The sequence below is a fragment of the Brucella tritici genome (genome assembly GCF_008932295.1).
Lineage (GTDB): Bacteria > Pseudomonadota > Alphaproteobacteria > Rhizobiales > Rhizobiaceae > Brucella > Brucella tritici.
The window spans coordinates 103,303-119,651 of the sequence record NZ_WBWA01000001.1 but is presented as its reverse complement, the minus strand read 5'-3'; the positions used below and the strand labels follow the sequence as shown (position 1 = coordinate 119,651).

Below are 16,349 nucleotides of genomic sequence, written 5' to 3'. Positions count from 1 at the left end.
TCAGGGGCGGGGATGCAGTTTTATTGCGTCTTTGCCCCGATGGCCTCTTTATTCCTGCGAAGCTCATTGCTAAAAGCGTGCCCATGATGACGGATTTTCGGCTTATCATGACGGCCATACGAATTATTGGCCCGGCCTCCCGCTTTGCCTGAATGGCTGCTTTGCCAGGCAATTTCTGGCGCGGAGGTCCGGGAGCGACCGGCTGTGCTCTACAGTCCCTGTTTTCTTTGATCCACATGCCCGCCACCTCTGGCTGGGGCTTTACAGGCGAATACCCTCATGACTGAGACGACCAAAATCGATTATTCCAAAACCCTTTATCTGCCGCAGACCGAATTCCCGATGCGTGCTGGCCTGCCGCAGCGCGAACCGCTCTTCGTTGAGCGTTGGGAGGGTATGAACCTCTATAAAAAACTTCGTGAGCAGGCGAAAGACCGCCCACTTTACGTACTCCACGACGGTCCGCCCTATGCTAACGGCAACATCCATATTGGCCACGCGCTGAACAAAATCCTCAAGGATGTCATCACGCGCTCCTTCCAGATGCGCGGATACAATTCGAATTACGTTCCGGGTTGGGATTGCCACGGTCTGCCGATTGAATGGAAGATCGAGGAAAAATATCGCGCCGAGGGCAAGAACAAGGACGAAGTTCCGATCAACGAATTCCGCCGGGAATGTCGTGAATTCGCTTCCAACTGGATCAAGGTCCAGACGGAGGAGTTCAAGCGCCTTGCAATTCTTGGCGACTTTGAAAATCCGTACACCACGATGAACTTCCACGCTGAATCGCGTATCGCTGGCGAACTTTTGAAGTTTGCGGCTTCCGGGCAGCTTTATCGCGGTTCCAAGCCGGTGATGTGGTCGGTCGTGGAACGCACTGCACTCGCGGAAGCCGAAGTCGAATATCACGATGTCGAGTCGGATATGATCTGGGTCAAGTTCCCTGTCGCCGGACAAAACGATCTCTCCGGCAGCGCCGTGGTGATCTGGACGACCACACCGTGGACCATCCCCGGTAACCGCGCCGTGTCCTATTCGTCGCGTATCGAATATGGGCTTTACGAAGTCACGGAAGCCGAGAACGATTTTGGCCCGCGTCCGGGCGAAAAGCTCATCTTCGCCGACAAGCTGGCTGAAGAAAGCTTCGCCAAGGCAAAACTCCAGTTCAAGCGCCTGCGCGGTATTTCCGCAGACGAACTTGGCAAGATCGTCCTCGATCACCCACTGAAGGGTTTTGCGGGCGGCTATGAGTTCGCGGTTCCGATGCTCGACGGTGATCATGTGACCGACGATGCCGGTACGGGCTTCGTCCACACCGCGCCAAGCCATGGTCGTGAAGACTTTGAAGCCTGGATGAACAATGTTCGTGAACTGGAAGCACGAGGTATCGATCCGAGCATCCCGTTCCCTGTTGGTGATGACGGCTTTTATACCAAGGATGCACCGGGATTCGGTCCGGACCGTGAAGGCGGCGCCGCACGCGTGATCGACGATAACGGCAAGAAGGGCGACGCCAACAGGTCGGTGATGGATCAGCTTATCGCCGATGACAAGCTCTTCGCCCGCGGCCGCCTGAAACACTCCTATCCGCATTCGTGGCGCTCGAAGAAGCAGGTCATCTTCCGCAACACGCCGCAGTGGTTCGTCTATATGGATAAGAATCTCGGTGACGGTACGACCTTGCGTTCGCGCGCGTTGAAGGCAATTGACGATACGCGTTTCGTACCAGCAGCCGGTCAAACCCGCCTGCGCTCGATGATCGAGGGTCGTCCGGACTGGGTTCTGTCGCGCCAGCGCGCCTGGGGTGTGCCGATCTGCGTTTTTGTAGATGAAGAAGGCAATATTCTTCAGGATGATGCAGTCAACAAGCGTATTCTCGATGCTTTTGAGGCCGAAGGGGCGGATGCCTGGTTTGCTGAAGGCGCGCGCGAGCGCTTCCTCGGAAGCCGATCCAATGAAGGCTGGACGCAGGTGCGTGACATCCTAGACGTGTGGTTCGATTCCGGTTCGACGCACACGTTCACGCTGGAAGACCGTCCAGATATGAAATGGCCGGCTGATGTCTATCTGGAGGGCTCTGACCAGCATCGTGGCTGGTTCCACTCGTCGCTTCTGGAAAGCTGCGGCACGCGCGGCCGTGCGCCGTATAATTCCGTCGTGACCCATGGTTTCACCATGGATGAGCACGGCAAGAAGATGTCGAAGTCGCTCGGCAATACCGTCACGCCGCAGGACGTCATCAAGGAATCCGGTGCGGATATTTTGCGTCTCTGGGTTATGACCACTGATTATTGGGAAGATCAGCGCCTCGGCAAGAGCATCATCCAGACCAATATCGACGCCTATCGCAAGCTGCGCAATACCATCCGCTGGATGCTGGGCACGCTGGCACATGACGAAGGCGAAAACGTCGCTCATGCTGACCTGCCCGAACTTGAGCGCCTGATGCTACACCGTCTGACAGAGTTGGATGAGGTTGTACGCTCCGGCTATGACACGTTCGATTTCAAGCGCATTGCCCGTACGCTCATCGATTTCATGAATGTCGAACTTTCGGCTTTCTATTTCGATATCCGCAAGGATGCGCTTTACTGTGATGCTCCGTCGAGCACCCGCCGCAAAGCTGCACTCCAGACCGTGCGTGAAATTTTCGACCGCCTGACGACCTGGCTCGCACCGATGTTGCCTTTCACCATGGAAGAAGCTTGGCTCGACCGTTATCCGCAGTCAGTTTCGGTTCACGCCGAACAGTTCCGTCTGACACCCGCGGAATGGCGGGATGATGTATTGGCCGAAAAGTGGCGCAAGGTTCGTGCAGTTCGTCGTGTCGTGACCGGGGCTCTCGAACTGGAGCGTGCGGACAAGCGTATTGGGTCGTCGCTGGAAGCCGCTCCGGTCGTCTATATTTCCGACAAGAGCTTGACCGATTCGCTCGACGGTCTCGATTTCGCGGAAATCTGCATCACCAGTGGCATATCATTGAGTGACGCGGTAGCACCGGAAGGCGCTTTCACACTCGGTGATGTGAAGGGCGTGGCTGTTGTGTCCGCACGCGCCGAAGGTGAGAAGTGCGCTCGCTCATGGCGGTATACAACGGATGTTGGTTCTGATCCCGAGTTCCCAGAGGTCTCGGCGCGAGATGCCGGTGCGCTTCGTGAACTCAAGGCGCTCGGCAAGCTGGACGTCTGATTGAATTCAAAGGATTTGCCCTCGGTGTCACTTATGCCGGGGGCGTTTTGAGCGGAAACGGGGTTGCAAACCTCGCTTCAGACATGGTGAAATAGCGGTTAACATCGGATTGCCGCATGGGGTGCACTCATGTACAAGGCATTCCTCAGATAATTTCAATATCTGCCTTGGAGTTGCCGGTTTCTTCAGTCAGGGCTTGCGAGAGCAAATTTTGGTGAAGATAAGATCGACAAGCGTAAAAGAAGTGGCGCTAATGAAGATTGAAGGACGAGTTCTGGTACTTATCACAGCGATAGCGGGCGTTTCGCTGTCTGGCTGCGTTTCTTCGCCGACCTATGGAACTGACAAGACCGCAGGGGCCCAGCTCTTTGACGACGTGTCGAATATGGCGAGCTTCGGACAGGGCAAGAACAAGAAAGAGCGGATCGATTATAAGCCGCGTCCCGATCTGGTTCGGCCTGCTCCGGGTGATAAAGGCCAGTTGCCAGCTCCTCAGCAAAGCGTCGCCAATGCCAACGATCCAAATTGGCCAGAATCACCGGAACAGCGCCGTAAACGTTTGCGTGACGAGATTACTGCGAACCGCGACGATCCGAACTTTGTGTCGCCGGTCGTGCAGGACGGCCCGGTAGCATCCAACATTCAGGCAGCCTTGCCGCGTGGTAATAGCCGCCGTGAAGACTATGAATCCCGTACACCGACATTCGACCCGGCAAAGGTTGCAGCTTACAAGGCAGCTCGTGAGCAACAAACTCAAGGCTCCTCAACGACACGTCGCTATTTGAGTGAGCCACCTCTTACTTATCGTGAACCAGCATCAACCGCAGCAGTCGGCGAGTTGGGTACGGACGAGGCGCAAAAGGAACGTGAGCGCAAGAAAGCCGCAGGGAAATCCAAAGGTTGGCGTGATTATCTGCCTTGGAACTAATCGTTCCTTGAGTATATCTTCTTGACAATAAGCCGCGGTAAATAAAATTGCTGCGGCTTATTTTATGGGAAGAAACTGTCGTTTCTTTGGTTGCTGCTCTCCTTCAAGAATAATTAAATTTTTTTAATGTTTATGGTTCTGACGTATATTTGATTTCAATCAAAGATTTCTTTGATGCAAATCGTACCATACCAACTTGAGATACAAGGTGCGATTTGATGAACAATACGAACACTATCTGGGACACGCCGTCAGGATATGGCCGGATCAGTAGAGCTCTTCACTGGCTGATGGCTTTTTTGTTTCTTTGGCAGTTTCTGTCCGCAATCTTGCGCGTCGTAGCTAAAGATACAACGATTTATAGTGTCTTCTGGTCGGCTCATCACCAGCTTGGCTTTGCGCTTCTGGTGTTGGTGCTATTGCGCGGAATATGGGGAGTGCTGAATTCGGGTCGACGTCCGCATAAGTCGGGCCATGTTGGCAAGTTGGCTGCCCTTGGGCATCTTGTTATCTATGGACTGATGTTCGCCGTTCCGGTCTTGGCTTTGCTGCGTACCTATGGCAGCGGGCGAGCCTTCTCGTTCCTTGGCATTCGGATTTTTGAGCAGACCGGTGTGCAAAATGCCATGCTGACCGCTCCTGGTAACGCATTGCACGGCTTATTGGGATGGGCTTTGCTCGCAGTCGTTGCGGGACATGTTCTGATGGCTCTTATTCATCATTTTGTGCTGCGAGATAATACCTTGCACTTTATGGCAGTAGGGAAAAAGTCTGGTACCTAAAGTCAATGTGCAGCGCATAATGGGGTATAAGGTGTCCATTTTTTCTGGCCTGTAATTATTAAGCGTAAAAATTGTAATTGATGTTCTATCGAAATAAGCGTTTAATTTTATCTGTAAGTTGAAATTAAAAGGATATTTGTGATGAAGAACATTTTTAGTTATATTGTTATTTCTTCCGCTATTTTCACAACTATTCCAGCAATGGCTTGTGAACAACTTCCATTTGGAACGGACATATGTAAAGCGGCTTGCAAAATCATCTACAAGGACGGGATTCCGGAAAAGATTTGCGAGATGGCGGCGCAGCCGCCTCACAGCGGAAATTGATGAATAATATTATTATTGATCTTGGCAGTCGACTCATGAGTTGATTGCCAAGATCAGTTGTCATTTTAAGTTTATCTGAGTTAAGTGCGTTTGTTTCTAAAAAAATCTCTTAGTATCCTGCTGACATCACCTTCCGAAAACCCTGTGTAAACATCCGGAATGTGATGGCAGGTAGGCTGCGTATAAAAGCGCGACCCGTGCTCCACGCCCCCTCCTTTCGGGTCGGAGGCGCCATAATAGAGACGACGGATACGGGCAAAAGAAATGGCCGCTGCGCACATCGCGCATGGTTCCAGCGTCACATAAAGATCGCAGTTGATCAGGCGCTCGGATTGTAGAACTCGTCCAGCATCGCGAATTGCAAGCACTTCAGCATGTGCGGTTACATCATTGAGTTCACGTGTGCGGTTGCCCGCCCGCGCGATGATTGTACCCTGATGCACGATGGCTGCGCCAATCGGAACTTCGCCGCGGATACCCGCAGCCCGTGCTTCTTCAAGTGCGATCTCCATGGGAATAGCCACATTTTGGCTCAGGGCTTCGGCACTCTTTTTCACGCCTGTTCCATTTCATGCACTCTTTCGGAAATTTCGCTCGCAAGCCATGGAACGATTTGTTACTGCATATTTCTCGAAATCGAAACCGATTTGCGAACGGATTTATACGGCGTTCCTGTTTCCGGCTGTCCCTTGCCTGTCATTAAAGGTGTAAGGTGACACGGCAGCGCTGCTGAAAGGCCAATACCAGATGACTACAGATGACGACAACAAGGACGGCAAGCGTCCCTATGGCCGAGGAGGGCGCTCCGATCGTCCCGGCCGGACAGATCGCGATAAAGACCGGGATAGCCGTCCGCGCCGCGATGATGGTGGGAGTGACAAGCCACGAAAATTCGGACCGCGCAGCACTGAAGCGCCTGAGGATACGAGTGAGCGTATTGCCAAGCGTCTGGCGCGGGCAGGCATAGCTTCACGTCGTGAAGCTGAGACGATGATTGCTGCTGGCCGTATTGCTGTGAACGGCAAGGTGCTGGAAAGCCCGGCTGTCAATGTCAAGCGTACTGACATTATCACGGTCGACGGCAAGCCGTTGAAGCAAACCGAGCGTACCCGTCTCTGGCTGTACCATAAGCCAGCAGGCTTGGTGACCACAAATCGCGATCCCGAAGGCCGCGCAACGGTTTTTGAGGCATTGCCAGCGGAAATGCCGCGCGTGCTATCGGTCGGTCGGCTCGATATCAATACCGAAGGGCTTCTTCTTCTGACCAATGATGGCGGGTTGTCACGTGTTCTGGAGCTGCCGTCCACCGGATGGTTGCGCCGTTATCGTGTGCGCGCTCATGGCAAGGTGACCCAGCCGCAACTGGATGAGCTGAAGAACGGCATAGCGGTTGATGGCGTGTTCTACGGCAGCATTGAAGCCGAACTTGAACGCGTACAGGGTGCTAACGTCTGGATTTCCATCGGGTTGCGTGAAGGCAAGAACCGCGAAGTGAAGAACATTCTCGGCGCGCTGGGCCTTACGGTTGGGCGGCTTATTCGTGTTTCGTTCGGCCCGTTCCAGCTTGGCGATCTTGAAGAAGGCGCCGTCCGCGAAATCAAGGGACGTACCCTGCGGGATCAGTTGGGTGACAAGCTGATCGAGGAATCGGGCGCAGATTTTGATGCCCCCGTTCTCAACGAGTTTTCGAACGCTGCTGTGCAGGGCCGCACTCGCCGCGAGATGGAAGAAGGTCAGCCGGAGCAGGAGGGCGAAACCCGTCGGGCACCGCGTGAGCGGGAATGGATTTCGAGCCGCCCCGAACGTCGTCGCGGACGGGAAGAAAAGACAGAGAAGGTCGAGCCGCGCCGTAGAGGGAACGCCAATGTCTGGATGGCTCCCGGTGCGCGACCCAAGGGCGAAAAGGCCGCTGCAAAGCCCCCTCGTGTAGAGCACCAGGTTCCGCATCGTTCGGCAAAATTCAGTGGCGACCTGCAAATGCGGCCGCGCCGGGCTGGCGAAGAGGAGCAGGGCCGCGACCGCGAAGACGGTGGCGAACGCCGCTACAACAAGCGTCCGGAAGGCCGTTTTGACAGGGATTCCCGTCCACAACGTCCGCGCCCGGAAGGAAATCGTTCGGAAGAAGGACGTCCAGAGCGCCGTGAGCCGCGTGAGGATGGACGCAAAGAACGTCGTCCCGGCAAGCGCGAGCGTGCGGAATTGCGCGACACGGAAGGGCGGTCTGCAGAGCACGGTAAAGGTGGCTTTGAGGGTCGCAAGACGGGTAAGCCGGGCGGGCCGCGTGGAGAAGGCCGTTTTGGTGCGTCCGACCGTGATACGCGTTCAGGCCCGCGCAGCAGCAGCGGACCGGGCAATAAGACTCGTCGTTTTGATGATCGCCCGAACGATGGGCCGCGTCGGGGACCGGGAAACAAGCCGGGCGATAAACCAGGTGGAAAGCCGGGAGGCGGCAAGTCAGGCGGTGGCAGAACTGGAGGCGGCGGTGCGGATCGTCGGCGGTAAGTTCCGCGGGCGAGCGCTCGTAACACCTTTGACCAACGCCATTCGTCCCACAACCGACCGCACTCGCGAGAGCCTGTTCAATATTCTCGCACATAATTTTCCCGATAAGGTGGAGGGCGCGCGCGTCCTCGACCTGTTCGCGGGAACTGGGGCGCTCGGTTTGGAGGCTTTGTCGCGCGGCGCGCGCTATACGACCTTCGTGGAAGAATCTGCAGAAGGACGGGGATTGTTGCGCCAGAATATCGAGGCTTTCAGTCTTCAGGGGCATACCAAGATTTTACGGCGTGACGCTTGCCAGCTAGGTATTGTGGGAACGATGGAGCCGTTTGATCTGGTTTTTGCTGACCCGCCTTATGGACGGCGCATGGGGGAAAAGGCTTTTTTATCAGCACTTGAAGGCGGCTGGCTTAATCCTGACGCACTTTTGGTGCTTGAAGAAGATGCGGAGGCGGTGCTCGAACTCGACGAACGATTCGTTGTGTTGGAAGAGCGCAACTACGGGGGCACGATTATTCGGCTGATCCAGTTGAAAGCCGCCGGTTGAATTAGCGGACGATTTCGTTCGCATAAAATATAACATGTCGCCCGGAACAACCTGGCGGAAATGAAACCGATTGGAGATGTCGCTTGGTGAATAACCCCTCACTCCGGCGTTTGCTGTTGTCTACCGCCTTGGGTTTCGTGCTGGCTTTACCACTGGCAAGCGGCGCAGTCCGGGCAGAAAGCCAACCAGCCGCTGCCACTGAACCGCAGCCAGCGCCTGCTTCACCACAAGCTATTGAACAAGCTGCGCTTCCAGAAATTATCCAGTCGGATGGAGTCAGTCACTTCTCATTGCCAAATGGTTTGGAAGTGGTCGTTATTCCCGATCATCGTGCTCCGGTCGTGACCCAGATGATTTGGTACCATGTGGGATCGGCCGATGAGGCGCCCGGCGTTTCGGGCATTGCGCATTTCCTCGAACATCTGATTTTCAAGGGAACGAAGAACCATCCAGCTGGTGAGTTTTCGGCGAAAGTTGCCTCAATCGGCGGGCAGGAAAACGCCTTCACATCTTATGATTATACGGCTTATTTCCAGCGTGTATCTCCAGAAGCTCTGGAAATGGTGATGCAGTTTGAGTCGGACCGGATGGAAAATCTGGTGCTCAATGAGGAAGCCGTGAAAACCGAACGGGACGTCATTCTGGAAGAGCGCCGCATGCGGGTGGATTCCAATCCGGCGTCGATGCTGATGGAAAATACCGACGCTGTCCTTTTCTATAATCATCCTTATCGCAAGCCTGTCATTGGCTGGCAGCAGGAAATGGAAAAGCTAAGCCTCAAGAACGCCATCGACTTTTATCAGCAATACTACACACCGAATAATGCGACGCTCGTTATAGCCGGAGACGTTTCGCCGGAACGCGTGCGTGATCTGACCTTGAAAACATGGGCAAATGTGCCGAAACGCGCTGAAGTTCTGCCGCGTGACCGCCCGCAGGAACCCGCGAAGCATGCCGCCCGCGTCGTGACACTGCACGATGAACGTGTAAGCACGCCTTCCTTCCGTGTGTCCTGGCTCGTACCATCCTATGCGAATGAAAAACGGTTTCCGAATGTGAAGCCGGGAGATGCTCCCGCTCTTGATCTGCTGAGCGAAATTCTCGGCGGTTCGCTGCGTTCACGCCTTTATCAGGAATTGATCGTCAAACAGGGTATAGCTGCTAATACGGGCGCGAGCTATGGCGGTGATGCGCTCGATGACGGTACGTTTTCCGTCTACGGCGCACCGCGCAATGGCGCAACGCTTGGTGATGTCGAAAAGGCCGTTGATGCCGAAGTTGCGCGGATCATCAAGGATGGCGTCAGCCAGACCGAGCTAGATCAAGCTCGCAATCGTTTCCTGAAAGCGATTATCTTTGCGCGTGACAGCCAGACAGGTATGTCCCGGATTTATGGCTCGTCGCTGTCTGTTGGACAGACGATTGACGATATCCAGAAATGGCCGGAGGTCATCAAGGGTGTCACTGTCGACCAAATCAAGGATGTCGCGACACGTTATCTTGTCAAAGACCAGTCGGTAACCAGTTACTTGCTTCCACCAGACGCCGAGCCGGAAAGTGCTCGCGAGAACCCGGCTGCGTCAGCAGAAGGCGCCGATGGCAATGGTGCTGGAGGAGCGATCCAGTGAAGAACATTCTGATGCTGAACTTCAAACGTGTTTTCGGCTTTCGCTATGCAGGGTCCGCTGTGGGTATTCTCGCGGCATCCATGACATTGTTGATCGTGTGCGCCTTGCCGGCGCGCGCAATCGAAATTCAGGAAGTTGTTTCGCCAAAGGGTATTCATGCCTGGCTGGTGGAAGACGATTCGGTCCCGCTTATTTCTATGCGGTTCTCCTTCAAGGGTGGTACATCACAGGACCCTTCGGGCAAGGAAGGGCTGGCTAACCTGATGACCGGGCTATTCGACGAGGGTGCTGGCGACCTGAAATCGGATGCGTTTCAGGAAAAGATCGACAATCTGGGTGCGGAAATGAGCTTTTCCGCTACGCAGGATTCTGTTTCGGGCGGCATTCGCATGCTCGCGGAAAATCGCGACGCAGTGACAAGTTTGCTCGCTCTTGCCGTCAACAAGCCTCGCTTCGATCAGGATGCAATCGATCGTATTCGACAGCAGGTGGTTGCAAGTATCGAATCCTCTCAACGCAACCCTTCGACGATTGCGTCGCGTAAGTTCGCCGAAGTTCTGTACGGCAACCATCCTTATGCGCGTCCCGATGACGGCACGGTGAAGTCGCTGCAGTCGATCACGCGTGATGATTTGGTGAACTTTCATCGCAAGAACTTTGCACGTGACCGTCTGACCATTGGCGTGGTGGGTTCCATCAATGCGAAGGATCTTGGTGTATTGCTGGACAAGGTGTTCGGTGATCTGTCTGCTATGGCCGAACTGGTTCCCGTACCGGATGCCAAACTGGCACTCGGTACGACGACCAGCCTCAATTTCGACATGCCGCAGACCTCGATCAGTTTCGTCTATCCGGCTATTCCACGCAAAGATCCCGAATTCTTTGCAGCCTACCTGATGAATCATATTCTGGGTGGTGGCTTTACTTCGCGGCTCTATGCCGAGGTGCGCGAAAAGCGTGGCCTTGCCTATTCGGTGTCGTCATCCATGGTCATGCGTGATCACGTTTCGGCGCTTATGATTTCGACCGCAACCCGTCCAGATAAAGCACAGGAATCCCTGAAGATTATTCGTGAGCAGGTCGCAGCTATGGCTGCCGACGGACCGACGGAAGAGGAACTTGCTGCCGCCAAAAGCTTCCTCAAAGGGTCTTATGCAGTCAACAATCTGGACTCGTCTGCAGCAATCGCAGAGACTCTCGTCAGCTTGCAGGAAGCAGAACTTCCGCGTGATTATATAGACAAGCGCTCGGAGTTGATCGATGCTGTGACGCTGGATCAGGTCAAGGCTATAGCGAAGAAGCTACTTGAAGCAGAACCGGCTATTCTGATCTTCGGTCCAGCTCAAAGCTAAAAGGTGCCACATTGGAAAAGGCCGTGCCGTCATCTCCCCGAATTGCCGTCGCTTTCGGCGGAGGCGGGGCGCGCGGCATTGCTCATATCCACATCGTCGAGGTGCTTGATGAACTTGGTATCAAGCCGGTTGCAATTGCAGGCTCTTCGATAGGCTCGATCATCGGCGTCGGGATGGCCAGCGGCATGACCGGCAAGGAAATTCACGAATATATGGCGGCGATCTTCAATCGCCGTTCCGAAGTCGCAAAGCGCATGTGGCAAACTCGTCCGGCTCACTGGGCAGAGTTGTTGAAGGGGGGGCTACGCGTCAGCCAGTTCAATATCGAAAAGGTGCTGGACGTCTTTTTGCCTGCCGGCTTACCAGCCAATGTGGAAGAGTTGAAAATCCCGATGAGCATTACGGCGGCGGATTTCCATGCTGCTCGGGAAATTCATATTTGCGATGGCGATCTACATTCCGCCATCGCGGCATCCTGTGCCATACCGCCAGTGTTCGCTCCGGTGCGCAGAAATGGCCGCATACTGGTCGATGGTGGTTTGTTCAATCCAGTGCCCTTTGACTTGCTGTTCGACGAGGCCGATATTGTCATAGGCATCGATGTTGTCGGTACCCCGGTCGGACCAGACGACTACATGCCAACGACGTTTGAGGCGGTGATCGGCGCGAACCAGCTGACGATGTGCTCCATCATCGAAAACAAATTTCGCATTCGCCCTCCGCACATTTTCATTCGCCCTGATGTCGAGCGGATTGGGCTTCTCGATTTCCTGAAGTTCGAGCAAATCCTGTCACAAAGCGCCAGCGTTCGCGACGAATTGAAACGCGCTATAGAACTGGCAGTTGAGGGAAAAGTGATGCCGTTAAATTCAACTCTTGCGACCTGAATTTAACGGCTTCCCGTACGTTTTCTATTCCGCCGGAACCGGTGATCCGACTGTGCCGGTAGATGACGAGGCGGACACTATATCATCCGCACCTTTGTCGATGCGTTGACCTTCACGGGTGGGTTTGACCAGAGGTTCTGGTGTGACCGGCTTGTTGAAGAGCAGATGGCGGCCGGCCATGATTCCTTCCGAAGCCTGCACGTGGAGGCGATCTTCGTCGCGCTGGCGAACATCTTCACGAATTTCGTAGGCTTGGGTTTCGGCTATGCCGAGCCCTTCGAGCGTCCGTTGGCCAAACAGCAAACCGGATTCGAACGTTTCGCGCAATTCATACTCGACACCCTGAGCGCGCAATTGCAATGTATGTTCGCGATCATATGAACGAACAAACAAACGAACGTCCGGATACTCCGATTGTATGAGATTGACGATGTGGTTGGTCGTTTCCTTTTTGTGGGTACAGACGGCGACAATCTTTGCTTTTCGAATTCCCGCGGCTTCCAGGACGTCCTTGCGGGTACCGTCACCGAAGTAAATGCGGAAGCCAAATTTTCCCGCTGCACGGACACGATTGGGCGAACTGTCAATCACGGTTACGTCGATACCGCCTGCAAGAAGGATCTGCGATGCAATTTGCCCGTATCGTGAAAAGCCGATCATCAAGACGTCAGAACCTGCGCCTTCATAGTTCTCTTCAATGACGTCGATAGTCTTATCCTTGATAAGCAGCTTCGACCCTATCGCGACAGAAAGCGGCGTTAGAGCCATGGATACGGTGACGGCCGCGACGAGCTCTGAACCAAGAGCGCTTGAGATGATGGCTGCAGCCGAGGCTGCCGAGAACAGAACGAAAGCAAATTCACCGCCCTGCGGCAGAAGAAAAGCGATTCGCACTGCATCGTTATGGCTGGACCTGAAGATGCGGCACAGCAGATAAATGATGGCGATCTTGGTGGCCATGAAGATGGGCACTGCAAGAAGGATAATCTTCCAGTATTGCAGGATCACCGTGAGGTTTAGCGACAAGCCGACCGCAACAAAGAACAATCCAAGGAAAATACCGCGAAAAGGTTCGATGTCCGCTTCCAGTTCATGTCGATAGGACGATTCTGCAAGCAGAACGCCTGCAATGAATGCGCCCATGGCCATCGAAAGGCCTGCAGCCTGAAGCAGACTGGCTGATCCGAGCACTACGAAGAGCGCTGCGGCGATCATTACTTCGCGAGCGCCGGTGTTGGCGATAATGCGAAACATCGGATTGATGAGATAGCGCCCTGCAATCACCAGTGCCGCAATAGCTGCAATAGCTGTGGCGAGATGAAAGCCAGCGCTCGCCTGTGATGGCTCGTTTGGTGAGAGCGCCGGAATAATTGCAAGAATTGGTACAATGGCGAGGTCCTGGAACAGCAGAATCGAAAAGGCACGCTGGCCATGCTTCTGGTTCGTTTCGGCCCGGTCCTCCAAAACTTGCATCGCAAATGCCGTAGACGAAAGCGCAAGGCCGAAACCGATGATGATCCCTGCTTCAGGGCTGAGGCCCGCAAAGTAGATGCCAAGGGCTGTCAAAGCTGCTCCACAAAGCAGAACCTGGGAGGTGCCAAGACCGAAGATCGATTGGCGCAATGCCCAAAGTCTTGAGGGTTTCAGCTCCAGCCCGATAATGAAGAGAAGAAAGACAACCCCGAGCTCGGAGAAGTGCAGAAAATCTTCTCCGTCTGCAATCAGGCGAGCCACAGGTCCAATCGTGATGCCTGCCGCAAGATAGCCGAGGACTGTACCAAGTCCTAATCGCTTGAACAGCGGCGCTGCGATAATCGCTCCGCCCAAAATCATCAGACACTGTAGGTAGAGACTTCCGCCAGTTGCAACCATGCCAAGCTCTTGGAATTTGGAGAAATGTAGGAGGGCTTGCCTTGAAGCCCTTGGATTTCAGCAATATAGAAACAAGATATGGCTGTAATCAGCCCAATGTCGAACAATTTGACGATATTTTTTAGCAAGTCCCGGTTTCGAATCCGCTGCAAATTGTAGTTCGAGGTTGAGCCGCGATGAACTTGGGAAACTCGGATTATATAATGATTTCAGATAATTCGGCAGAGAAAATTGTTGATCGAGCAGCCGCTCTCGTGGCGGCAGCCAAACGTGCCGGTGCCGATCAGGCTGACGCAGTCGTGATGCGCGCGCGGTCTGTAAGCGTGTCGGTGAGGCTGGGCAAGGTTGAGGGAACCGAATCGTCGGAAAGTGACGATTTCGCTTTGCGCGTTTTTGTGGGTGGTCGCATTGCGAGTGTTTCGGCCAATGCGAGCGCCGATCCAGGCCGCCTTGCTGAGCGGGCGGTCGCCATGGCGCGTGTTGCGCCGGAAGACCCTTATGAACAACTGGCCGATCCATCGCTGCTTGTGGTTTCGCCTCGTGATCTTGATCTCTACGATTCAACGGAAATTGATTCCGAACGTCTGACAAAGGATGCGCTTGTGGCGGAAGCTGCGGCGCTTGCCGTTAAAGGTGTGACAAATTCGGGTGGTGCCGGCGCTTCATGCAGTCTGGGTGGTCTGGTGCTGGTCACGTCCACCGGGTTTTCAGGCCAATATGCTGCCACACGCTTTGGACGATCGGTCTCGGCGATTGCAGGCGAGGGCACGAAAATGGAGCGCGACTACGATTTTAGTTCGCGACTGCATTTTTCCGATCTGGATACACCTGATGATATCGGGCGTCGCGCTGGTGAACGGGTTGTGCGAAGGCTGGGTGCGCGTCAGGCAAAGACGGGGCCGGTTACTGTTGTCTTTGATCCTCGCCTTGCGCGCGGTATCGCGGGACATCTTGCAAGCGCTATTAACGGCGCTTCGGTTGCGCGCAAGACGAGCTTTCTTCGCGACAGTCTCGGTAAGCAGATTCTCAAACAGGGTATAAACGTTACCGACAATCCGCTGCGTGTGCGTGGTTCTTCTTCGCGTCCGTTCGACGGCGAAGGGATTGAGGGGCAGCCGTTGACAATGGTTGAGGACGGCGTTCTCAATTATTGGCTGCTTTCCGGTTCGAGCGCTCGCGAGTTGGGTCTGCGAGGCAATGGTCGTGGTGTTCGTTCAGGCTCCAGCGTTTCGCCTGCGTCAACCAATTTTGCCATCGAACCCGGTTCGCAGTCGCCGGAGGAATTGATCCGGGCAATAGGCACAGGTTTTTATGTGACGGAAGTGTTCGGGCAGGGTGTTGACATGATTACTGGCCAGTATAGCCGCGGCGCGTCCGGATTCTGGATCGAAAATGGCGAACTCGCCTATCCTGTCAGCGAAGTGACAATCGCTTCGAACCTCAAGGACATGTTCCTCAATATGACACCAGCGTCCGATATCGACCGAAATTTCGGGATGACGGCGCCGACACTCGTAATCGAAGGCATGACCCTTGCCGGAAACTGACAAACAAAACGACGTTTCCGGGGAGCTGGCGCTTCTGCGTGATGCTGCGCGCGAAGCCGGACGTATCGCAATGCGCTACTTCGGTCGTTCTCCGGAAGTCTGGCTGAAGGATGGTTCATCGCCCGTCAGTGAAGGCGACCTGGCTGTCGACCGCTATCTGAAGGATGTCCTTTTGAAAGCGCGGCCGGATTATGGCTGGATATCGGAGGAGACCGTCGATGAACGAGCGGCTCAAAAACGCAGCCGCGCCTTCGTCGTCGATCCGATCGACGGCACCCGCGCTTATATCGCTGGACAGGATCAATGGTGTGTTAGCATAGCCATTGTTGAAAATGGCCGCCCTTTGGCTGGCGTTCTGGAATGTCCGGCACGTAACGAACTCATAGAGGCAGGGAAAGGCGTCGGCGCTTCGCAAAATGGTGTGGCTATTCGTGTCAGATTGCCATCGCCCGGCGAACAGGTGACAATTGCATCAGCCCGCAACATGGTAACGGCTTTGCCGGAAAGCTGGCGAGATCGTGCAAAGATTCATCCCTATGTTCCCTCTCTCGCCTACCGTATAGCTATGGTTGCACGTGGAGATATCGCAGGCACCTTCATTCGGCCAAATTCGCATGATTGGGATTTGGCCGCAGCTGATCTGATACTGAGTGAGTCGGGCGGGGCAATCCTGACAAGTGATGCCTTGCCGATCGCATATGGTGGTCCGACGTTGAGCCATGGCGCTCTCGTTGCCGCCAGCGGGGACCTTCTGCAAGAAATGTTGAGTGTTGTCGCGGACTGACCCT

The 16,349-nt window shown here is 54.6% G+C and carries 13 protein-coding genes; 11 read left to right on the top strand and 2 right to left on the bottom strand.

What is annotated here, in order from left to right; all coding sequences use genetic code 11:
• The first annotated feature begins 279 nt into the window (after positions 1-279).
• The 4 genes from ileS (at position 280) to F9K91_RS00505 (ending at position 5,229) form a co-directional block, all read left to right on the top strand.
• The gene (ileS, locus tag F9K91_RS00520; protein ID WP_151676912.1) at positions 280-3,192 is read left to right on the top strand and encodes an isoleucine--tRNA ligase; all 2,913 of its coding nucleotides are present in this window, start codon (positions 280-282) and stop codon (positions 3,190-3,192) included.
• Positions 3,193-3,445: 253 nt separating this feature from the next.
• Entirely contained in the window at positions 3,446-4,120 is a 675-nt protein-coding gene (locus F9K91_RS00515) for a hypothetical protein (RefSeq protein WP_061346600.1), read from the top strand.
• Positions 4,121-4,338: 218 nt separating this feature from the next.
• Positions 4,339-4,902: a cytochrome b gene (locus tag F9K91_RS00510; protein ID WP_151555099.1), complete on the top strand. Its 564-nt coding sequence runs from the start codon at positions 4,339-4,341 to the stop codon at positions 4,900-4,902.
• A gap of 141 nt (positions 4,903-5,043) precedes the next feature.
• On the top strand, positions 5,044-5,229 hold the full coding sequence (locus F9K91_RS00505; protein ID WP_151555100.1) for a hypothetical protein: 186 nt from the start codon (positions 5,044-5,046) through the stop codon (positions 5,227-5,229).
• 80 nt (positions 5,230-5,309) lie between these two features.
• On the opposite strand, the gene F9K91_RS00500 is transcribed toward F9K91_RS00505, so the two are convergent.
• Positions 5,310-5,741, bottom strand: a complete 432-nt coding sequence (locus F9K91_RS00500) for a nucleoside deaminase (RefSeq protein ID WP_412842130.1) — start codon at positions 5,739-5,741, stop codon at positions 5,310-5,312.
• A 235-nt stretch (positions 5,742-5,976) separates the two neighbouring features.
• Between F9K91_RS00500 and F9K91_RS00495 the strand changes: the two genes are divergently transcribed.
• The 5 genes from F9K91_RS00495 (at position 5,977) to F9K91_RS00475 (ending at position 12,142) form a co-directional block, all read left to right on the top strand.
• On the top strand, positions 5,977-7,731 hold the full coding sequence (locus F9K91_RS00495) for a pseudouridine synthase (protein WP_151676911.1): 1,755 nt from the start codon (positions 5,977-5,979) through the stop codon (positions 7,729-7,731).
• Positions 7,712-8,275: a 16S rRNA (guanine(966)-N(2))-methyltransferase RsmD gene (gene rsmD, locus F9K91_RS00490; RefSeq protein ID WP_151677053.1), complete on the top strand. Its 564-nt coding sequence runs from the start codon at positions 7,712-7,714 to the stop codon at positions 8,273-8,275. Before F9K91_RS00495 ends, rsmD begins: the two co-directional genes overlap by 20 nt.
• A gap of 86 nt (positions 8,276-8,361) precedes the next feature.
• The gene (locus tag F9K91_RS00485; RefSeq protein WP_151676910.1) at positions 8,362-9,903 is read left to right on the top strand and encodes a M16 family metallopeptidase; all 1,542 of its coding nucleotides are present in this window, start codon (positions 8,362-8,364) and stop codon (positions 9,901-9,903) included.
• A gap of 11 nt (positions 9,904-9,914) precedes the next feature.
• The gene (locus F9K91_RS00480) at positions 9,915-11,255 is read left to right on the top strand and encodes a M16 family metallopeptidase (RefSeq protein WP_235912726.1); all 1,341 of its coding nucleotides are present in this window, start codon (positions 9,915-9,917) and stop codon (positions 11,253-11,255) included.
• 11 nt (positions 11,256-11,266) lie between these two features.
• The gene (locus F9K91_RS00475) at positions 11,267-12,142 is read left to right on the top strand and encodes a patatin-like phospholipase family protein (RefSeq protein WP_151676908.1); all 876 of its coding nucleotides are present in this window, start codon (positions 11,267-11,269) and stop codon (positions 12,140-12,142) included.
• 24 nt (positions 12,143-12,166) lie between these two features.
• Here the strand turns inward: F9K91_RS00475 and F9K91_RS00470 are convergent, their stop codons facing one another.
• Positions 12,167-14,014: a monovalent cation:proton antiporter-2 (CPA2) family protein gene (locus F9K91_RS00470; RefSeq protein ID WP_151676907.1), complete on the bottom strand. Its 1,848-nt coding sequence runs from the start codon at positions 14,012-14,014 to the stop codon at positions 12,167-12,169.
• A 203-nt stretch (positions 14,015-14,217) separates the two neighbouring features.
• On the opposite strand from F9K91_RS00470, the gene F9K91_RS00465 reads away from it, so the two are divergent.
• The gene (locus F9K91_RS00465; protein WP_151676906.1) at positions 14,218-15,561 is read left to right on the top strand and encodes a TldD/PmbA family protein; all 1,344 of its coding nucleotides are present in this window, start codon (positions 14,218-14,220) and stop codon (positions 15,559-15,561) included.
• Positions 15,548-16,345 carry a 3'(2'),5'-bisphosphate nucleotidase CysQ gene (locus tag F9K91_RS00460; protein WP_151645166.1) on the top strand — a complete coding sequence of 266 codons (798 nt, stop codon included), beginning with the start codon at positions 15,548-15,550 and terminating at the stop codon, positions 16,343-16,345. Before F9K91_RS00465 ends, F9K91_RS00460 begins: the two co-directional genes overlap by 14 nt.
• Positions 16,346-16,349: the final 4 nt, after the last annotated feature.